This is a genomic window from uncultured Aquitalea sp. (assembly GCF_945957525.1).
Taxonomy (GTDB): Bacteria; Pseudomonadota; Gammaproteobacteria; order Burkholderiales; family Chromobacteriaceae; genus Aquitalea.
In genome coordinates this window covers 22,353-43,186 of sequence record NZ_CAMFLA010000026.1, presented here as the reverse complement: position 1 = coordinate 43,186, position 20,834 = coordinate 22,353, and the positions used below count along the sequence as shown (strand labels likewise).

Sequence of the window (20,834 nt, the reverse complement as noted above, 5' to 3'; positions counted from 1 at the left end):
CCGACAATCCGACATCGAGGAACATCATGACCACAGCGCATTCCGACACGCCTCGCTGGCAATTCTGGATCGACCGCGGCGGCACCTTTACCGACATCGTGGCCAAGCGCCCGGACGGCGCGCTGATAACTCACAAGCTGCTGTCGGAAAATCCCGAGCAATACCCTGACGCCGCCGTCGCCGGCATTCGGCAACTGCTGGGACTGCGGCCCGGCCAGCCCATCACCGCGCAAGACGTGGAGTGCGTGAAGATGGGTACCACCGTGGCCACCAACTCCTTGCTGGAACGCAAGGGCGAACCCACCGCGCTGTTCATCACCGCAGGTTTTGGCGATGCGCTGCGCATCGGCTATCAGCACAGGCTGCGACTGTTTGATCTGCATGTGACGCTGCCGACGGCGCTATACGGCAAGGTGGTGGAAGTGCGCGAGCGACTGTCGGCAACGGGCGAGCTGGTAACCCCGCTGGACGAGACGGCAACACGCGCCGCCCTGCAAGCCGCGTTTGCCGAAGGCTGGCGCGCCATCGCCATCGTACTGATGCATGGCTACCGTTATCCGCAGCACGAACAGGCTGTCGCCCACTGGGCGCGCGAGGCCGGATTCCGCCAGATCAGCGTGTCGCACGAAGTCAGCCCGCTGCTGAAACTGGTGTCGCGCGGCGACACCACCGTTGTGGACGCCTATTTGTCACCCATCCTGCGGCGCTACGTGGAGCAAGTGTCGGCCCAGATGCCGGGTGTCAATCTGCAATTCATGCAGTCCAACGGGGGCCTGACCGACGCCTGGCGTTTTCAGGGCAAGGACGCCATCCTCTCCGGCCCGGCCGGCGGTATTGTCGGCATGGCGCGCACCGGCCAGCAGGCCGGGCTGGATCGCCTGATCGGCTTCGACATGGGCGGCACCTCCACCGACGTGTCGCATTTTGCCGGCGAATACGAGCGCGAGTTTGATACCCAGGTGGCTGGCGTGCGCGTGCGCGCCCCCATGATGAGCATCCACACGGTAGCCGCCGGGGGTGGCTCCATCCTGCACTTCGACGGCAGCCGTTACCGGGTGGGGCCGGATTCCGCCGGCGCCAATCCGGGGCCCGCCTGCTACCGGCGCGGCGGGCCGCTCACCGTCACCGATTGCAATGTGATGCTGGGCAAGTTGCAGCCCGCTCACTTTCCCGCCGTCTTCGGGCCCACCGCCGATCAGCCGCTGGATGCCGACATCGTCCGCCAGCGCTTCAGCGAACTGGCACGCGCCATCAACGCCGCTACCGGCGATTGCCGCACGCCGGAACAAGTGGCGGCCGGCTTTATCGACATCGCCGTCGGCAATATGGCCAATGCCATCAAACGCATTTCGGTACAGCGCGGGCATGACGTTACCGCTTACGCGCTCAGCACTTTCGGCGGCGCGGGCGGCCAACACGCCTGCCTGGTGGCCGACGCCCTGGGTATGAAAACCGTCTTCGCCCACCCGCTGGCCGGGGTGCTGTCGGCCTTCGGCATGGGCCTTGCCCATCAGAGCGCCATGCGTGAAGAAAGCGTGGAAGCCACACTGGACGACAGTCTGATGCCGGATCTGCGACAGCGGCTGGATCATCTGGCGGAGCAGGCGCTGGCGGACTTGCGCCGTCAGGGGGTGGCGGAGGCAAGACTGCAAACGCACTGCCGCGCGCATTTGCGCTATCAGGGTAGCGACAGCGCGTTGCAAGTGCCCTTCGGCCAAGCTTGCGCCATGCGCGAGGCGTTTGAAACGGCCTATCGCCAGCGCTTTTCCTTCCTGATGCCGGCTCGCGCGCTGGTGGTCGAGGCGGTATCGGTGGAAGCGCTGGGACTGGCCGACAGCCCGCAGGATGGCCAGGTGCCGCCCGCGCCGAGACTGGGCGGCCTTGCTCCTGCCGCAAACGTACAACTGTTCAGCGGCGGCAGCTGGCGCGAAGCCAGGCTCTATAAGCGGGACGCGCTGCGTCCGGGCGACATCCTGGCCGGCCCGGCGATCATCGCTGAACCGGTGGCCACCACCGTGGTGGAAGACGGCTGGCAGGCGGAGGTTACCGCCGAGGATCATTTGCTGCTCACCCGCCTTGCCCCCCTGCCCGCCCGCCGCGCCATCGGCACGCAAGCCGACCCGGTGTTGCTGGAGGTATTCAACAATCTGTTCATGAGCATCGCCGAGCAAATGGGTCTGCGCCTGCAAAACACCGCCCATTCGGTCAACATCAAGGAAAGACTGGATTTTTCCTGCGCGCTGTTCGACGACGCCGGCAACCTCATCGCCAATGCGCCGCATATGCCGGTGCACCTGGGCTCGATGGGTGAATCCATTCGCGCGGTGATCGCAGCCAACGCCGGGCAAATGCGCGCCGGCGATGTTTATGCACTAAACGACCCCTACCACGGCGGTACGCACCTGCCGGACATCACGCTGGTGACGCCGGTATTCGACGAGGCCGGCGAGCGCATCCTGTTTTACGTGGGCTCGCGCGGCCATCATGCCGATGTGGGCGGCGTCAGTCCGGGCTCGGTGCCGCCGCACTCGCGTCACATCGAGGAAGAAGGCATCCGCATCGCCAATTGGCGGCTGGTGGCCGGCGGCGTGTTCCGCGAACAGGAAACGCTGGCGCTGCTGAACAGCGGACGCTGGCCCGCCCGCAACCCGCAGCAGAACATCGCCGACCTGCGCGCGCAGGTGGCGGCCAATGAGAAAGGCGCGCAGGAACTGAAACTGATGGTGCGCCATTTTGGACTGGACGTGGTCCGCGCCTATATGGGCCATGTGCAGGACAACGCCGAAGAAGCGGTGCGTCGCGTCATCGGCGCTTTGCAGGATGGCGAGTTCTGTTTGCCAATGGACAACGGCGCCGTCATCCGGGTAGCTATCCGGGTGGATCACACCGCTCGCTCTGCCGTCATTGACTTTGCCGGCACCTCCGCGCAACTGCCCAGCAATTACAACGCGCCCAGAGCCATCGCCATGGCCGCCGTGCTGTATGTGTTCCGCACGCTGGTGGACGACGACATCCCGCTCAACGCCGGCTGCCTCAAGCCGCTGGAGGTGCGCATTCCGCCGGGCAGCATGCTCAATCCGGATTATCCGGCCGCAGTGGTGGCCGGCAATGTGGAAACCTCCATGTGCGTGACCAACGCCCTGTACGGCGCGCTGGGCCGACTGGCCGCCAGCCAGTGCACCATGAACAATCTCACCTTCGGCAACGCGCAATACCAGTACTACGAAACCATTGCCGGCGGGCACGGCGCCGGCAAGGGCTTTGACGGCGCCAGCGCGACGCAGGCGCACATGACCAACTCGCGCATGACCGATCCGGAAGTGCTGGAGTGGCGCTACCCGGTGCGACTGGAGCAATTCGCCATCCGGCTTGGCTCCGGCGGCGCGGGCCGCTGGCGCGGCGGCGACGGCGTCGTGCGACGGCTGCGTTTTCTGGCACCCATGACCGTGGCCATGCTGGCCAACAACCGCGATACCGCGCCTTTTGGCATGGCGGGCGGCGAGCCCGGCGGCAAGGGGGCCAACTGGGTGGAGCGCGCCAACGGCGCAACCCAACCGCTGGGCTACGCTGACAGCGCCGAGATGCAAGCCGGCGACGCATTGGTGATTCACACCCCCGGCGGCGGCGGCTTCGGCAAACCCTGAATACAACCCAGGCAGCCCTGATAAAAAGCGGCCAAGGGGTGCCTCCGCCCCTTGGCGCTTGACGGCACCTAGCCCTTGGCTGGCGAAGCCAGCAAGACGGACAGGATACGGTAGCCGGCCGCGACGCGCTCTGAGTTCGGATAGTTGCGATTGGCCAGCATGGCGATGCCGATTTTCTGCTCAGGCACCATCAACACATAAGCACCAAAGCCTCGGGTGGAACCCGTTTTGTTGTAAAGACCGGCTGGCAGCCGCTCCGGCTTGCTCAGCCATTCGATTTTGTGTGGATTGAAAGCCATGTTGTTGCTGTTGCCGCCCAACAAGGCAGGCAAGACCACAGGGTAACGATAGATTTCCCAACCCAGCCCCTGACGCAAATCGCCTGCCTGGTAGCGCACGCGCTGGGTATCCTGCAATGCCGCTTGCAATGCTGGGTCTTTCACGCCGTCAATGTTGGCCGAAAGCAGCTTGAGCATATCCGCGCCGCTGGATTTGATGCCGTAGGCTTCAGAATCAAGCGGCCCCGGCATCACCCGCACCCGCTGTCCGCCCTCCGCATGCCCCCAAGCATAGCGGGCCTTGTCCCCGGCTTGCAGCACAATCCGCGTGTTGCGCATGTCCAGCTTGGACAACAGAACCTGCTCTACGGCCTTGTCGAAGGGCATGCCCAGACTTTTTGCGGTGAGAAAGCCGAACAGGCCAATACTGGGATTGGAATACAGTCGCTGCTCACCGGCCGGGTAGGAAGGTTTCCACTGACGGTAATAGTCGGCGATATCGGCTTCCTTGTTCTTTACCCGATCAGGAAACTGCAAGGGCAAGCCACCTGCGCTGTATGTCGCCAGTTGTTTCATCATGATCTTGTCCATGGCGCTGCCCTGTAAGGCTGGCCAGTAACGGCTGGCGGGCGCATCCCAGTCCAGCTTGCCGGTTTCATGTGCGTAGGCGCCCAACAAGCCGGTAAACAATTTGCTGATCGAACCCAACTCGAACAGCGTGTCGCGATTAACCGGCTTGCCTTCGCCGGCAGCGGCAAGGCCGTATGTCAGCACAAAGCGTTTATCGCCTTGTACTACCGCCACCGCCATGCCGGGTATGTCATGCTGCCGCATCAGCGGTGTGATGATGTCGGCAATGCGCTGCTGGTCTGACTCTGCCGCAACCGTCGGCTTGGAAAAAAATCCGAAGGCGACCATGACCACCATGACCTTGAATGGCTGTTTCATGATTTTCCTTTCATGCGCGCCGCGCTCTGACCGTACGACCTGCTGCGGGCATTGGGGATTCCTCGCGGGATAATAAAATTGCATGCATCGGTAGTTGGGCAAGCTGCAAAGGCGGCGAAAGTCACATATCGGGAGCTTCATGATCAAGCTCTGGCGGTATCGCGGCGATCACGTCCTTCCGACTGCAAGCAACAAAAAACCCGCACGGCGTGCGGGTTTGCTGATTGAAACCGTCGCATCATCAACGCCCGGCCAGAATCTCCTGCGCCACGGCTTCCGCCACGCGGATACCGTCCACGCCGGCGGAAAGAATGCCGCCCGCATAACCCGCCCCCTCGCCCGCCGGGTACAGGCCCTTCACATTCAGGCTTTGCAAATCCTCGCCGCGCGTGATACGCAACGGCGAACTGGTGCGGGTTTCCACGCCGGTGAGCACGGCGTCGTGCATATCGTAACCGCGAATCTTGCGTGCGAATTCCGGCAGCGCTTCGCGCATGGCGGCAATACAGAAATCCGGCAAGGCGGTGGAGAGATCGGTCCACTTCACGCCGGGCTGATAGGAAGGGACCACCGAGCCCACCGCCGTGGACGGCCGGCCGACGAGGAAATCCCCCACCAGCTGCGCCGGCGCCTCGTACGTGCCGCCGCCCAGCACATAGGCGCGGCTTTCCAGCTCGCGCTGGAACTCGATGCCGGCCATTGCGCCGCCCGGATAATCCTCGGGATTGATGCTGACCACCATGCCGGCATTAGCGTTGCGTTCGGCACGGGAATACTGGCTCATGCCATTGGTGACCACGCGCCCCTCTTCCGAGGTGGCGGCTACCACCTGTCCGCCCGGGCACATACAGAAGCTGTATACCGCGCGACCGTTGCTAGCGTGATGCACCAGCTTGTAGTCCGCCGCGCCCAACAGCGGATGGCCCGCATGCTTGCCCCAGCGCGCCTTGTCGATCAGCGTTTGCGGGTGTTCGATGCGGAAACCCACGGAGAAGGGCTTGGCCTCCATGAACACGCCGCGCTCATGCAGCATGGCAAAGGTGTCGCGCGCGCTGTGGCCCAGCGCCAGAATCACATGATCGGCGCGAATCTGCGCGCCGTCCGCCAGCGTCACACCGCGCACATGGCCGTCTTCGATGTGCAGGTCGGTCACGCGCTGCTGGAAGCGGATTTCACCGCCCAAAGATTCGATCTCGGCGCGGATTTTCTCCACCATACTCACCAGGCGGAAGGTGCCGATGTGCGGCTTGGCGATGTAGAGGATTTCCTCTGGCGCGCCCGCCTTGACGAACTCGGTCAGTACCTTGCGGCCCAGATGGCGCGGGTCCTTGATCTGGCTGTAGAGCTTGCCGTCGGAAAAGGTGCCGGCGCCGCCTTCGCCAAACTGGACGTTGGATTCCGGATTCAGCGTGTTCTTGCGCCACAGACCCCAAGTGTCCTTGGTGCGCTCGCGCACTTTCTTGCCCCGCTCCAGCACGATGGGGCGAAAACCCATCTGCGCCAACACCAGCGCGGCCAAAATGCCACAGGGGCCGAAACCCACCACCAGCGGTCGCTGCTCGAGGTTTTCCGGCGCGCGACCAACAAAATGGTAGCTGGTGTCCGGCGTCGGCATCACGTGGATGTCGCTCTTGAAGCGCGCCAGGATCTTGTCCTCGCCCTTCACGGCCATGTCGAGGATGTAGACCAGGCTCATCACGCCGCGACGGGCGTCGTAACTGCGCTTGAAAACGGTATGGGAGATAAGGTCCTGCGGCTTGATGCCGAGGCGATCGAGAATGGCGGCTTCCAGTTGCTCCGGCGTGTGATCGAGCGGGAGTTTGAGTTCGGCAATGCGGATCATGGTATTCCAGTAACGGCGGGCCGCCCGGAATCAAGTACGGGGCGGCCGGGTTGGTGTCTAGTCAACGAGGCGCGTATTGTAATGGCAATCACGGGCGAGGACGAGTGCCGCGCCCAAGGGTGTCGCAAAAGAGAAACCGGCCTCTGCGGCCGGTTTGTCATTGCTGCGACAAGGTTGGCCGAAGGCCGGTATCAGTCGCGGAAATTATTGAACTGCAGCGGAAAGCCGTTTTCCTTGTCGTCGGCGATTTCCTTGCGCATCAGCGCGATGCATTCCTGCAGCAAATCGCGCTTGGCGCCGGACACGCGCACGGCGTCGCCCTGGATGCTGGCCTGCACCTTGAGCTTGGAGTCCTTGATCAACTTGACGATCTTCTTGGCCAGATCGCTTTCCAGGCCTTCCTTGACGGTAAGCACCTTCTTCACCTTGTTGCCGCTCACCTTTTCCAGCTTGCCGTAGTCCATGCACCGCACGTCCACACCGCGTTTGGAGAGCTTGTTCACAAGGATTTCGTTGACCTGATCGAGCTGGAATTCGGCGTCGGCGTACAGGGTGATGTCCTTTTCGCCTTGTTCGATGCGGGCGTCGCTGCCCTTGAAGTCGTAACGGGTAGACACTTCCTTGTTGGACTGGTCCACGGCGTTGCGCACTTCTACCTTGTTCACTTCGGAAACGATATCAAAAGACGGCATGGGGAATCCTGTAAATCGGTCAATATTGGCTGGCCGCCATTTTAGTGTCAGCGACAGGCCTTGTCACCCGCCGCCCTCTTTCGGCAAACCTTCTCCCAACCGGGCCCGCATCGCTTCCACTTCTTGCAGCCGGTCGCTGATCTCGCCCCAGCGACGCGTATTGACGCCGGCAATCACCGCATCTACCAGCATCATTAGCGGGGTATTGCTGTCCCAGCCGGACGGGCCGGCGGTATGCGCCGCCAGCGTGTGCCGCGCCACCCGCGACACGGGCGACAGCCACTGATCGGTAAACAACAGCACATTCACCTTGCGCTGCGCGGCCATCTCCGCCACTTGCAGCGCGCCTTCCCAATAGCGGCGGATATCGAATACCACCAGCACATCGTGCTTGCCCATGTCCACCAGCGAATCCGCCCAACTGGCCGGCACGCCGCGCAGATGGTTCACCTCCGGCCGCACCACCTTGAGGTGGTGGCCCAAGTAGGCCGCCAGCGGCTCGGTCAGCCGCCCGCCCAGCAACCAGACGCGCTGCTTGCGATCCCCCAGCAACTCCACCACGCCATCGAATTCCGCACGCGGCAGATGCGCGATGGTTTCCTGCATCAGCTGGCTGATGCGCGACGCGTAACTGACCAGAAAGTCGTTTTCGCCCTTGAGCTGACCCGGATCGTGCCGCACCAGCGGCGACTGCAAGCGCACCTCCAGCTCATCGCGCAGCGCGGTCTGAAAGCCGGTGTAACTGTCGAAACCCAGCTTGCTGACCAGTCTCAGCACCGTGGGGCCGCTGACGTCCGCCCGCAAGGCCAGTTGCGCCACCGTCTCCAGACCGGCTACCGGGTAGTTGGCCAGCAAGACGCGTCCCACTTTGCGTTCGGTGGGGGTGAGGGTTTCGAAAAGGACGCGGATTTCTTCCGCAATCGACCGATTGTTGCTCACAGGCGTCTCCAGTAACGGCCGGGCATGGCGCCGGTCCGGGCCCGCCGCGCAAGGCGGGCCGGCCAGCGGCAATGATAGCAGCCGACAGGGTGTAGGGGCATTGTCGCATTACATCCACATTGCGCTGCGCAATCTAATTTTTATTACAAAATTGACTTGCAGTCATTTTTTCTAACGAACAATACTATGCCGGACAGCTAGCCGTTTGCACTACCCATCCAGCGTTACCCATCAAAATGACACGGAAGGAAGCAGCAACATGGAACCCCGGCAAGTAAAGACGATGACGGACTTGAAGGCCCTGGTCGAAGAACGCGGCCTCAAGCAGATCAAGGTGGGATTGATAGACATCGACGGTGTGATGTGCGGCAAGTACATGTCCCGCGACAAGTTCCTGTCGGCGCTGGAAGGCGGTTTCGGCTTCTGCGACGTGGTATTCGGCTGGGATGTGGGCGACCGCCTGTACGACAACACCAAACTCACCGGCTGGGGGCGCGGCTACGGCGACGCTGAAATCCGGCTGATTCCCGAATCCTGCCGCGAGCTGCCGCTGGAAGGCGACATGATCTTTGTGCAGGGCGAGGTGGTGGGCCGGCTGGAAGGCCTCTGTCCGCGTGGCGTGCTGCGCCGGGTAGTGGAGCGCGCCCGCAAGATGGGTTTCGAGCCGATGGCCGGCTTTGAATACGAATTTCTCGTCACCGACGAAAGCAACGAAGCGTTGCAGGACAAGCTTTATCAGCAGCCCAAACCGCTGGGCACCGGCGCTTTCGGTTACTCGGTGATCCGCAACTCGGTGAACACCGAGTTCTATCGCGGCTTGCTGGATCTGTGCGACCAGATGGCCATGCCGATTGAAGGCTTTCATGAAGAAACCGGCCCCGGCGCGCTGGAAGCCGCCATGACCGTGGACAAGGCCATGATTGCCGCCGACAACGCCGCCTGTTTCAAGACTTTCTCCAAGGTCATGGCGGAAAAACAGGGCCGCATGATCTGCTATATGGCCAAATGGCACCAGGAATTCTCCGGCCAGGGCGGCCACATCCATATCTCGCTGAAAAACCGCGACGGCAACAACGCCTTCTTTGAGCAAGGCTCGCACGGCAACATGAGCCGCACCATGCGCCACTTCATTGGCGGCATCCAGCGCCTGATGCCGCAATTCATGTGCATGGCCGCGCCCACCATCAACAGCTTCCGTCGGCTAGTGCCCGGCTACTGGGCGCCCACCAGCGCGCTATGGGGCGTGGACAACCGCACCGTGGCCATTCGGGCAATTCCCGGCAGCAACAAATCGCAACGCGTGGAATACCGCCTGCCCGGCGCCGACTCCAACCCCTACCTCGCGCTGGCCAGCGGCCTGGCCGCCGGCCTGTACGGCATTGAAAACGCCATCGAGCCGGAAGAGGCCGTCACCGCCAACGGCTATTTGATGGAGGCGCCCGAGCACTTGCGCCTGCACCGCACCTTGTGGGACGCCGCACAGGCCCTCAAGGGCTCCGCCCCGGCGCGCGACTGGTTCGGCGACGACTTCGTCGACCACTTTGCCGCCACCCGCGAATGGGAAGAGCGCGAGTTTCAGCGCCACGTCACCGATTGGGAATTGAAACGCTACTTCGAGATCATCTAAATGAGCACATCCTATTCCGTAGTCTCCCCCGTTGACGGCGCCATCCTGCTGGAGCGCCCCTACTCCACGGCCTCCGCCGTCTCCGCCGCGCTGGACAGCGCCGTGGTGGCGCAACGCGGCTGGCGCAATGCGACGTTGGCCGAACGCAAGGCGCTGGTAGGCAAGGCCGTAGACTGGCTGGTGGCCAACAAGGACCGCTGCGCCGAAGCCATTACCCGCCAGATCGGCCGTCCCATCAGCCAGTCGCCGGGCGAGGTGCGCGGCCTGGAAGAGCGCGCGCGCTACATGATTTCGATTGCGGAAGAAGGGCTCGCCGACGTACGACCCGCCCCTAAGGAAGGCTTCGAGCGCTTTCTGCGCCGCGAGCCGCTGGGCACCGTACTGGTGCTGGCCCCGTGGAATTACCCTTTCCTCACCGCCATCAACACCATCGTGCCGGCGCTGGTGGCCGGCAATACGGTAATTCTCAAACACAGCTCGCAAACCCCGCTGGTGGCCGAGCTGTTCCAGCAGGCCTTCGATGCCGCCGGGCTGCCTGCCGGCGTATTCCAGACCCTTCATCTTGGCCATGCGGACACCCTGAAACTGGTGGCTGCGCCGCAGATTGATTTTGTCGCCTTCACCGGCTCCGTCGCCGGTGGCCGCGCCGTGCAGCAAGCCGCCGCCAGCGAGCGCTTCATCGGCGTGGGTCTGGAGCTGGGCGGCAAGGACCCGGCCTATGTCCGCGCCGACGCCGACCTGGCCAGCGCGGTGGAAAACCTGGTGGACGGCGCTTTCTTCAACTCCGGGCAGTCTTGCTGCGGCATCGAGCGCATCTATGTGCACAGCAGCCTGTACAACGCGTTTGTCGACGGCTTTGTCGATCTTACCCGCGGCTATCGCTTCGGCAACCCGCTGGACGCCAACACCAACCTCGGCCCCATGGTGCGCGCCTCGGCCGCGGCTTTTGTGCGCAAACAGATTGCCGACGCGGTGTCCGCCGGCGCCAAAGCGCTGATTCCGCCCGGCCACTTCGCCGCCGATCAAGAAGGCACCGCCTATCTTGCGCCCCAGGTGCTGGTGAACGTGAATCACGGCATGAGCGTAATGCGCGATGAAAGCTTTGGCCCGGTGATCGGCATCATGCCGGTGGAGTCGGACGAACAAGCGCTGGCGCTGATGAACGACAGCCCCTACGGCCTGACCGCCTCGCTGTGGACGGCAGACCGCGCGGCCGCACTCCGGCTGGGCAACGATATCGCCACCGGCACCGTCTTCATGAACCGCTGCGACTACCTCGACCCGGCGCTGGCCTGGACAGGCGTCAAGGACACCGGCCGCGGCGTATCGCTGTCCGTGCTGGGCTACCACCAACTCACCCGCGTCAAATCCTTCCATCTCAAGGGGTAAAGCATGCAACTGCAAGGCAACTGGAATTATCCGACCAGCATCCGCTTCGGCGCCGGCCGCGCCAGTGAACTGCCCGCCCTGTGCCAGCAACTGGGCATGCGCCGGCCACTGATCGTCACCGATCCTGGCCTCGCCAAGCTTCCGCTGGTGGCGCGCCTGCTTGATTACCTGGCTTCGGCCAACCTTGAAGCCCATGTCTTCAGCGACATGCGCCCCAACCCGGTGGGCCGCGATGTCTACGCCGGCATGGCCGCTTATAAGGAAGGCAAGCACGACGGCGTGATCGCCGTGGGCGGCGGCAGCGCGCTGGACGTTGGCAAAGCCATCGCCCTGATGGTGGGGCAGGATCGCCCGCTGTGGGACTTTGAAGATGTGGGCGACAACTGGCTGCGCGTTAACGTGGCCGGCGTGGCGCCCACCATCGCCGTACCCACTACCTCCGGCACCGGCTCCGAAGTGGGCCGCGCCTCGCTGATCATCGATGAAGAAGACCACCGCAAAGTGATCATCTTCCACCCCTCCATGCTGCCGCGCCTGGTGCTGGCCGACCCGGAACTGACCGCCGGCCTGCCCCCGCACCTGACTGCCGCCACCGGCATCGACGCCTTTGTGCACAATCTAGAAGCCTACTGCTCACCCTACTATCACCCCATGGCCCAGGGCGTGGCGCTGGAAGGCATGAAGCTGGTGCACGACTGGCTGCCCGCCGCTTACGCCGAAGGCGGCAATATCGAAGCGCGCTCGCACATGCTGGCTGCCTCCATGATGGGCGCCACCGCTTTCCAGAAAGGCTTGGGCGGCGTGCATGCGCTGGCGCATCCCATCGGCGCGGTATTCGATACCCATCACGGTCTGGCCAACGCCATCCTGCTGCCCTATGTGCTGGTGCGCAATCGCGAGGCGGTCAGCGAGCGCATCGCCGCAGCGGCCCGCTACATCGGCCTGGCCCAAGCGGACTTCGACGGTTTCCTCAGCTGGATTCTCCAGCTGCGGCAGGATCTGGCCATTCCGCACACGCTGGCTGACATCGGCATCACCGCCGCCCGCGCCGACGAAATCGGCGTAATGGCCAAGGCCGATCCGAGCGACGGCGGCAACCCGGTCAGCCTCAGCGCGGCGGATTACAGCGCCATCTTCCGCGCCGCCGTAGAAGGCAGGCTGCCATGAAGCCCCCCGTCATCGGCCTGACCACCTACCCTTCCGGGCAGGGCTACGGCTACCACACGCCGGTTGAATACGTGCACGCGGTGGCCCGCGCCGGCGGCGTGCCAGTGCTGCTGCCGCCGCTGGGCGGCGAGATGGTGGAAGCCTGGCTGGAACGGGTGGACGGCGTGGTGCTGATCGGCGGTGGCGATATCAACCCTTCGCTGTTCGACGGCGGCGAGCACCCCACCATCTACAACCTCAGCCCAGAGCGGGATGGTACTGAAACCGCGCTGGCCCGCGCCCTGCTGGCGCACAAGAAACCCACTCTGGCCATCTGCCGCGGTCTGCAAGTGCTCAACACTGTGCTGGGCGGCACCCTACACCTGCACTTGCCGGACGTGGTGGGCGAAGACGTCAACCATCGCGTCCCTCCGCGCGACCCGACGCTGCACGCGGTGCGGGTGGCGGAAGGCTCTTGTCTGGCCGGTCTCTTGGGCAGCACGGAAACCACCAGCAAATCCTGGCATCACCAGGCCATCGCCGAACCGGGCGAAGGAGTAGTGCCGGTGGCCTGGGCGCCGGACGGCGTCATCGAGGCGGTAGAAATTGACGGTCAGCCGCAACTCATCGCCGTGCAATGGCATCCGGAGCTTTCCGCCGCAGAAGACCCGTCGCAACAAAAGCTGTTTGAAGCGCTGATCCGCATGAGCGCCGAGGCGGCGGCAAACACATAAGCAAGCAGCATCAAGAGCAGGCGGCCTTCGGCCAACCTGCCTGCGGCAAACCGGCGGCAGACAACGGGATGGACCGGGCGGGCAACCGCCAGGTCCGACGCCGGACTCGAGCAATGCGGCCATGCAGTAGGGCTGATGCCCTGCGCACTGGCCAAGCCAAGCAGTAAAAGGGAGAAGTAGTGTCTAGAAGTGCAGTCCAGTCAGTGTAAGTCAACACTCAAGAGGATGATCATGAACCCTGTTCAGCACGATGCCCCGCCCGCGGGCGAGGACGAGAAACTGTTACACAGCATGGGCTATGCGCAGGAGTTGTCCCGGCGCATGAGCGGCTTTTCCAATTTCGCCATTTCCTTTTCCATCATCTGCATTCTGGCCGGCGGCATCACTGCTTTCCCGGCCGGTCTCAGCGCCGCTGGCGGCGCGTCCATCGGCATAGGCTGGCCGCTGGGCGCACTGTTTGCCTGCATTGTCGCCGCCTCCATGGCGCAGATTGCCTCCGCCTACCCCACGGCGGGCGGCCTGTACCACTGGGCATCCATCCTGGGTGGCAAAGGCTTGGGCTGGGTTACCGCCTGGATCAATCTGTTGGGGCTGATCTTCGTGGTGGCCTCGGTCAACTTCGGCGTGTACGACCCCTTCTTCAAAACATTGGTGGCCCCGCTACTGGGCATCAACCCGGACAAACTCACCTGGACGCACCAGACGCTGTTCATCGCCGGCATTACCCTGTCGCAAGCCTGGCTCAACCATCAGGGCATCAAGCTCACCAGCAAGCTGACCGACATCTCCGGCTATCTGATCTTCGCCGTATCCACCGTACTGACCGTATCGCTGCTGGTGTACGCCAAGGGACCGCTGGATTTCTCCCGTCTGTTCCAGTTCACCAACTACACCGGCGCGGACGGCGGCGCCTGGCCCAAGATGGACAACGGCGTCATGGTGTTTCTGGCCGGTCTGCTGCTGACCGTCTACACCCTCACCGGCTATGACGCTTCCGCCCATACCTCGGAAGAAACCCAGCAGGCTTCGCACAACGTGCCCAAGGGCATCATCCGTTCGGTGTTGTGGTCCGCGCTGTTTGGCTATGTGATGATCTGCACCTTTGTACTGGTGATGCCGGACATGGCCGCCGGCGTTAAGTCAGGCATGGGCTTTCTCGACCTGCTGCTGAGCACCCTGCCCGCCCCGCTCAAGGCCACGCTGGGCATCGGCATCTTTCTCTGCAACTACCTGTGCGGCCTGGCCTGCCTGACCTCCACCTCGCGCATGATGTACGCCTTTGCCCGCGACGGCGGCCTGCCCTTCTCGCATCAGCTCAAGCAAGTGCACGCCGTGCACCGCACACCGGGCCTGGCCATCTGGGTATCCGCCATCCTCGCCATCGTGGCCACCCTGTACGGCGATGCCTTCCTGGTGCTGTCCACCGCCTGTGCCGTATTCCTGTACATCTCTTATGTACTGCCTACCGCAGCCGGCTTCTTCGCCGAAGGCCGCAGCTGGACCCACAAGGGCCCGTTCAGCCTGGGCGCGGCCTCCAAGCCCATGGCTCTGCTGGCCACGCTGGGCGGCGGTGTACTGGCGGTGGTCGGCATGCAGCCGCCCAATGAAAAAGTGCTGTACATCACCATTGCGCTGCTGGCGGTGCTGATGTTCTTCTGGTTTGTCCTGGGCGTGCGCAAAACCTTCAAGGGCCCGCCGATAGGCGATCGCATCCAGCGCCATCAGGCTCATATCAAGGAGATCGAAAACGCGCTGGGCGAGCCGTGATCGCCTGAAGTAAAAAGCAACAAGGCCCTGCCATCCGGCAGGGCCTTGTGCATGGCGGGAGCCTCCCCGACCTTGCATCGCACTGTCTTGCCGTACTGCCTGCCTGTGCGGCGTTGTGTTGGCGGCAATGCCCGGGCTAAACCATGTTGGCCGAAGGCTCAGCGCTTGAAGGCCAGCACCAGCACCCCGGCTGCCACCAGGCCAATGCCCAGCCATTCACGCGGGCTGGGCCGCTCACCCAGAAAAGCGGAGGCGAACACCGCTACCAGCACCAGACTGAATTTGTCCACCGGGGCCACTTTCGACGCTTCGCCCATCTGCAGGGCGCGGAAGTAACACACCCAGGAGGCACCGGTAGCCAAGCCGGACAAACTCAGAAACAGCCAGGTTTTGCCCGGCAGCAGCAAGGGGTTCTGCCACTTGCCGGCCCAGGCTACAAAACCCGACAGCACCACGCCGATGATGCCGGTACGAATCAGCGTGGCCAGATCGGAATCCACGCCCTTGATGCCGATCTTGGCAAAAATGGCGGTCAAGGCGGCAAACACCGCCGATAACGACGCCCAGAAAAACCACCCGTTCAACGCCATGACACCTCCCGTTAGAAAATCGCAGCGTTGCAGCAGCCGCTATGGATATCCCCCCATGCACAGCATACGCGTCTTGTTGCGCGTGGTAAGGGCCAGCCTGGATAGCCCCAGGTGGTCGCTCGGCAGGGTTGCGCTCACCACGGAGCGCCAGTCTGCCGCGCCGTTTAGATCCCGCTGCCGCCGGCCTGCTTGCTGCTGAAAATTTGATCAATCAACATCAGAAAAAGCCAAGCTGGTGAGGTGATACATGGCAAACACCCCGCAAAACACAGACAGAACAAGGAATGATCAACATCACCCCCGATCTTCGCACGACCATCTTTTGATCATAAATGTGAAAATGTGTTGCCTGAAACAGACAGTTTCATCGTTTTCGCTCGCAATCAGTGATCACAAAGGGCGTGCAACTGGCGGGGGCAATCGGAGTGGGCTAGCATCCAGTCAGCATCGTGCAAAATATTAAACATGAAGCCCAACGCCATGTCCAAGATCAACTACCCAGAATCCTATTACGCAGCTTCCGCCAACACCGCCCCGGCCCGTCCGGCGCTGCAGGGCGATGTTGAAGCCGATGTCTGCGTCATCGGCGCCGGCTACACCGGCCTATCCACCGCCATCTCCCTGCTGGAAAACGGCTTCAAGGTGGTGATTGTCGAAGCTGCCCGCGTCGGCTTCGGCGCCTCTGGCCGCAACGGCGGCCAGATCGTCAACAGCTACAGCCGCGACATCGATGTGATCGAGCGCACCGTAGACGCGCGCCAGGCCAAGCTGCTGGGCGACATGGCCTTTGAAGGCGGGCGCATCATCCGTGAACGCATCGCCAAGTACAACATCCCCTGCGCACTGAAAGACGGCGGCGTATTCGCCGCTCTCAACGAAAAGCAGATGGGCCACCTGCGCTCGCAAAAAGCACTGTGGGAACGCTACGGCCACAAGCAGCTGGAAATCCTCGGCAAGGACGACATCCGCCGCGTGGTGGCCACCGACCGCTATCTCGGCGGCATGCTGGACATGAGCGGCGGCCACATCCATCCGCTGAATCTGGCACTGGGCGAAGCCGCCGCAGTGGAATCGCTGGGCGGCGTCATCTATGAACAATCCCCCGCCGTGCGCATCGATCGCGGCGCCAACCCGGTGGTGCACACCCCGCAAGGCAGCGTGAAGGCCAAATTCCTGGTAGTGGCCGGCAATGCCTACCTCAACGGGCTGATGCCGGAGTTGGCCGCCAAATCCATGCCCTGCGGCACGCAAGTCATCACCACCGAACCGCTGAGCGACGAACTGGCCAAGAGCCTGCTGCCGCAAGACTACTGCGTGGAAGACTGCAACTACCTGCTGGACTACTTCCGTCTGAGCGAAGACAAGCGGTTGATTTTCGGCGGCGGCGTCGTGTACGGCGCCCGCGATCCGGCCGATATCGAAGCCATCATCCGGCCGAAGATGCTGAAGGTGTTCCCGCAACTGGCGGATGTAAAAATCGAATTCACCTGGACCGGCAACTTCCTGCTGACCCTGTCCCGCCTGCCGCAAGTGGGCCGCATCAACAACAATATCTTCTACTCGCAAGGTTGCAGCGGCCATGGCGTGACTTACACCCATCTGGCCGGTCGCATCCTCGCTGAAGCGCTGCGCGGCCAGACCGAGCGTTACGACGCTTTCGCCTCGCTGCCGCACTACCCCTTCCCGGGCGGCCACATGTTGAGCGTGCCGTTCACCGCGCTGGGCGCCTGGTATTACGACATGCGCGACAAGCTCGGCATCTGATTTTCTCTGTCCGACACCACACCTTCCGGCAGTCCGCCTTGCGGCTGCCGGTTTTTTCGTTCTCGCCGGCGGAAAAGTTTCCACGATGAGCTTGATTCGGCTTTTTTGAATTTGTACAATTTCATAAAGCCCTATCTGACGCAGCGGAACCCACCATGTCTCTCTCCACACCCACAGCAAGCCTGCCCCTGCTGGCCCACTCGGTGCGCGCCGGCTTTCCGTCGCCAGCCGATGACTATCTGGAAGAGCCGCTCAACCTCAACGACTACCTCAGCGACAATCCGCTCACCACCTTCCTGATGCGGGTGAAAGGCGATTCCATGAGCGGCGCCGGCATCCTGGAAGGCGATATCCTAGTGGTCAACCGCTCGCTCGCCCCGCAACACGGCGACATCGTCGTCGCCGTCATCGACAACGACTTCACCGTCAAACGGCTATGGCGCAAACAGGGCCGGGCCGCCTTGCTGGCGGAAAACCCAGCCTATCCGGTCATCCAACAGCAGGGCGAACAGGAATGGCGCATCTGGGGTGTGGTCAGCGGCAGCGTGAGGAAATACCGGTGAGTCGTTTCGCCCTGGTGGACGGCAATAACTTTTACGCCAGTTGCGAGCGGCTGTTCCGCCCGGATCTGGAAGGCCGCCCCATCATCGTACTGTCCAACAACGATGGCTGCGTGGTGGCCCGTTCGGCTGAAGCCAAGGCGTTGGACATTCCCGGCTTTGTGCCCTATTTCCAGATACGCCCTCTGTGCCGGCGTCACCATGTCGCGGTGTTTTCCAGCAATTACGCGCTGTACGGCGACATCAGCCGGCGCATGATGGGCTTGCTGGCGCGCTTTGGCCTGCAGCAAGAGGTATACAGCATCGATGAATGTTTTCTTGCGCTGGACGAAGGCTGGCCAGGCCGCCAGCACGGCCAGATCATTCGGCAAACCTTGCTGCAGGGCGTCGGCATTCCGTCTTGCGTCGGCATCGCGCCCAGTAAAACCCTGGCCAAACTGGCCAATCACCTCGCCAAACGCATGCCGCGCTGGGAAGGCGTGCTGGACTGGCAGGACTTGACAGAACGGGAGCAAGAGCGGCTGCTGGAGCGCTGCGGCGCAGGACAGGTCTGGGGTGTCGGCCGCCGGCTGGCGGAACGACTGGACAAGCAGGGCATTCGCAATGCCCTGCAATTGCGCGATGCCAGTCCCGACACCCTGCGCCGTCATTTCAGCGTGGTGCTCAGCCGCACAGTGGCCGAACTGAACGGCGTTTCCTGTCTGGAGCTGGAAGATGTTGCGGCCGGCAAGCAACAAATTTTGTCCAGCCGCTCCTTCGGCCAACTGGTGAGCGACCTGCCCACCTTGTCGGCCAGCGTGGCGCATCACGCGGCCAGAGTGGCGGAAAAGCTGCGGGCGCAAGGCAGCGTCGCGGCCTTGATAGGCGTTACCATCCGCACCAGCCCGTTTCGGGAAGCCGGCCAGTACCGCGGTCACGGCTGCCTGCCGCTGCCGCAAGCCAGCGACGACACGCTCACCCTCAACCACTTCGCGCAAACCTTGCTGCGCGGCATTTACCGGCCCGGTTTTCCCTACCAGAAAGCCGGCGTTTACCTGGCGGACCTGCGCGAGAAGGCGGTCATCCAGCAAGACCTGTTCTGTCAGGCCAAGCCGGAACGACAGCAATTGATGGCAACGCTGGACAAGCTCAACCGGGAGCACGGCCACGGCACGCTGAAGCTGGGTGCTGAACTACTGACCGACGACTGGCGCATGCGGCGCGAACACTGCTCGCCAGGCTATACCACCGCTTTCGGCCAACTGCGCGAGACTCGGGACTGAAAGCCGCAGCCCGCCTGGATGCGCAAGCCGCTCCACCCAGCGGAGCAGGCTTAACAAACAGCAACATTTTCACTATGTAAAGATGCGTAAAGACGCTCAAGCCGTACCCCTGCTCCGTCGATAATATTTCAAACAGAAACTATTTCGCCGGACTGCAGCCTCGCTGCGCCAAGGCACGGAGATCCGCATGAGCTCTTCCTCCATCACCACATCGGTAGGCCCGCTGGATGTGCAAACCATTGTCAGCCAACTGGTGCAGGCGGACTCCCAACCCCTGACCGACAGCCAGACCAAGATCAGCAACTACAACAGCGAGTTGAGCAGCGTTGGCCAGATCAGCTCTGCGCTGTCCAGCCTGCAATCCGCCGTTACCACCCTGTCGTCGGGCTCATTCCTACAACAATTCAAGGCCAGCTCCTCAGACTCCACCGTTGCCGGCGTCAGCACCAGCAGCGGCGGCATCGCCGGCACTTACCAGCTCAATGTCAGCAAGCTGGCACAATCGCGGCAATTGGTGTTCGACCAAACCAGCGGCGGGCAAGCCATTACCAGCGCCACGGCGGCACTGAGCGGCGCGCCTTCTTCGCTCACCTTCGCGGTCAACGGCACCAGCACCACTGTGCAGCTCAATAACGGCAGCAACGGCACCGAAAGCCTGCAGAACATTTCCGATGCCATCAACTCCTCCGGCGCCGGCGTCAACGCCTCCGTGGTGCAATACAACGGCAATTACTCGCTGGTGATCGCCTCCAACAACTCCGGTTCGGCCAACGCTTTCAGCATCACGGCCGGCGGAACCGACTCCGGCTCCACCAGCGGCAACACCCTGGCCGGCCTAGGCCAGAGCAGCACGGCCGCCAGCGAATCCTATGCGGCGGGCGACGCCCAGCTGACCGTCAACGGGGTGAATGTGTCATCCAGCAGCAACAGCGTCAGCGGCGTCATCAGCGGGGCCACCGTCACACTGCAGAAGGTGGGCAGCGCCAGCATCACCATGGCGCAGGACTCCTCCAGCGTAGCCAGTTCGTTGCAAAGCTTCGTCGATGCCTACAACCAGGTGCGCAGCAGCACCAACAGCGCTTACAGCGGCTCGATAAAGGGCGATTCTTCCATTCTGTCGATCCAGAACCAGCTGATTTCGGTTCTGGAAACGCCCGTCGCGGGGGCGGACCCGGTGAATTCGTATGCTTATCTTGCGCAAGTGGGCATCAGCATTCAGAAAGACGGCACACTGAAACTGGATCAGACCGCCTTCAACAAGGCGCTGAGCAATAATCCGACCGCCGTGGCGAACTTGTTCGGCAACAGCGCCAGCACGGGCTTTGCCGACCGTTTCAACACCGCTGTGAATGATCTGCTTGGCGCGAACGGCATCATTACGACCAAGCAAACCAGCATCAACCAGAACATCACGGATGAAACCAACCACCAGCAGGCCCTGCAGACCCGATTGAACACCGAGCGCACCTCCCTGCTGCAGCAATACACCTCGCTCAACTCCGCCCTGTCGGCCATGCAACAGTCCACCAACAATCTCGCCAGCCTGATTGCCTCCGCATGACGAGTGCGGCGCGCCATCACCGCAGCGCGCCCGACAACCGACAGGCAAGAAAAACGGCTGAGAAAGCGCACATTGCCTTCTCAGCCGTTG

Annotated in this window: 15 protein-coding genes; 10 read left to right on the top strand and 5 right to left on the bottom strand. The window is 62.8% G+C overall.

Features of this window, described 5'->3' with window-relative positions:
* The first annotated feature begins 26 nt into the window (after positions 1 to 26).
* Complete coding sequence (locus tag Q0P52_RS18130) at positions 27 to 3,644, top strand: hydantoinase B/oxoprolinase family protein (protein ID WP_293765870.1); 3,618 nt, start codon at positions 27 to 29, stop codon at positions 3,642 to 3,644.
* Positions 3,645 to 3,712: 68 nt separating this feature from the next.
* Here the strand turns inward: Q0P52_RS18130 and ampC are convergent, their stop codons facing one another.
* The 4 genes from ampC to Q0P52_RS18110 form a co-directional block, all read right to left on the bottom strand.
* Entirely contained in the window at positions 3,713 to 4,870 is a 1,158-nt protein-coding gene (ampC, locus tag Q0P52_RS18125; RefSeq protein ID WP_293765869.1) for a class C beta-lactamase, read from the bottom strand.
* A gap of 241 nt (positions 4,871 to 5,111) precedes the next feature.
* The gene (locus Q0P52_RS18120) at positions 5,112 to 6,713 is read right to left on the bottom strand and encodes an NAD(P)/FAD-dependent oxidoreductase (protein ID WP_293765868.1); all 1,602 of its coding nucleotides are present in this window, start codon (positions 6,711 to 6,713) and stop codon (positions 5,112 to 5,114) included.
* 191 nt (positions 6,714 to 6,904) lie between these two features.
* Complete coding sequence (locus tag Q0P52_RS18115) at positions 6,905 to 7,405, bottom strand: YajQ family cyclic di-GMP-binding protein (RefSeq protein WP_293765867.1); 501 nt, start codon at positions 7,403 to 7,405, stop codon at positions 6,905 to 6,907.
* Positions 7,406 to 7,468: 63 nt separating this feature from the next.
* Positions 7,469 to 8,344 (bottom strand): MurR/RpiR family transcriptional regulator, encoded by an 876-nt coding sequence (locus tag Q0P52_RS18110; RefSeq protein ID WP_293765866.1) that lies wholly within the window; start codon positions 8,342 to 8,344, stop codon positions 7,469 to 7,471.
* A gap of 259 nt (positions 8,345 to 8,603) precedes the next feature.
* On the opposite strand from Q0P52_RS18110, the gene Q0P52_RS18105 reads away from it, so the two are divergent.
* The 5 genes from Q0P52_RS18105 to Q0P52_RS18085 all read left to right on the top strand — a co-directional run bounded on the left by Q0P52_RS18105 (position 8,604) and on the right by Q0P52_RS18085 (position 15,007).
* Positions 8,604 to 9,971, top strand: coding sequence for a glutamine synthetase (locus Q0P52_RS18105; protein WP_293765865.1), 1,368 nt, complete (start codon positions 8,604 to 8,606; stop codon positions 9,969 to 9,971).
* Positions 9,972 to 11,360 carry an aldehyde dehydrogenase family protein gene (locus Q0P52_RS18100; protein WP_293765864.1) on the top strand — a complete coding sequence of 463 codons (1,389 nt, stop codon included), beginning with the start codon at positions 9,972 to 9,974 and terminating at the stop codon, positions 11,358 to 11,360. It abuts the gene before it with no gap.
* A 3-nt stretch (positions 11,361 to 11,363) separates the two neighbouring features.
* Complete coding sequence (locus Q0P52_RS18095; RefSeq protein WP_293765863.1) at positions 11,364 to 12,527, top strand: iron-containing alcohol dehydrogenase; 1,164 nt, start codon at positions 11,364 to 11,366, stop codon at positions 12,525 to 12,527.
* Entirely contained in the window at positions 12,524 to 13,240 is a 717-nt protein-coding gene (locus Q0P52_RS18090; protein WP_293765862.1) for a gamma-glutamyl-gamma-aminobutyrate hydrolase family protein, read from the top strand. The genes Q0P52_RS18095 and Q0P52_RS18090 overlap by 4 nt, the downstream gene beginning before the upstream one ends.
* Positions 13,241 to 13,471: 231 nt before the next feature.
* On the top strand, positions 13,472 to 15,007 hold the full coding sequence (locus Q0P52_RS18085; protein ID WP_293765861.1) for an amino acid permease: 1,536 nt from the start codon (positions 13,472 to 13,474) through the stop codon (positions 15,005 to 15,007).
* Positions 15,008 to 15,165: 158 nt separating this feature from the next.
* On the opposite strand, the gene Q0P52_RS18080 is transcribed toward Q0P52_RS18085, so the two are convergent.
* Positions 15,166 to 15,597: an EamA family transporter gene (locus Q0P52_RS18080; protein ID WP_293765860.1), complete on the bottom strand. Its 432-nt coding sequence runs from the start codon at positions 15,595 to 15,597 to the stop codon at positions 15,166 to 15,168.
* Positions 15,598 to 16,062: 465 nt separating this feature from the next.
* Between Q0P52_RS18080 and Q0P52_RS18075 the strand changes: the two genes are divergently transcribed.
* The 4 genes from Q0P52_RS18075 to fliD all read left to right on the top strand — a co-directional run bounded on the left by Q0P52_RS18075 (position 16,063) and on the right by fliD (position 20,744).
* Positions 16,063 to 17,361: an FAD-binding oxidoreductase gene (locus Q0P52_RS18075; RefSeq protein ID WP_293765859.1), complete on the top strand. Its 1,299-nt coding sequence runs from the start codon at positions 16,063 to 16,065 to the stop codon at positions 17,359 to 17,361.
* Between the two features lie 155 nt (positions 17,362 to 17,516).
* Positions 17,517 to 17,924, top strand: coding sequence for a translesion error-prone DNA polymerase V autoproteolytic subunit (gene umuD / locus Q0P52_RS18070; protein ID WP_293765858.1), 408 nt, complete (start codon positions 17,517 to 17,519; stop codon positions 17,922 to 17,924).
* A complete protein-coding gene (locus tag Q0P52_RS18065) occupies positions 17,921 to 19,183 on the top strand; it encodes a Y-family DNA polymerase (RefSeq protein WP_293765857.1) in 1,263 nt (420 codons plus the stop codon). Before umuD ends, Q0P52_RS18065 begins: the two co-directional genes overlap by 4 nt.
* A 187-nt stretch (positions 19,184 to 19,370) precedes the next feature.
* The gene (gene fliD, locus Q0P52_RS18060; RefSeq protein WP_293765856.1) at positions 19,371 to 20,744 is read left to right on the top strand and encodes a flagellar filament capping protein FliD; all 1,374 of its coding nucleotides are present in this window, start codon (positions 19,371 to 19,373) and stop codon (positions 20,742 to 20,744) included.
* Positions 20,745 to 20,834 lie beyond the last annotated feature (90 nt).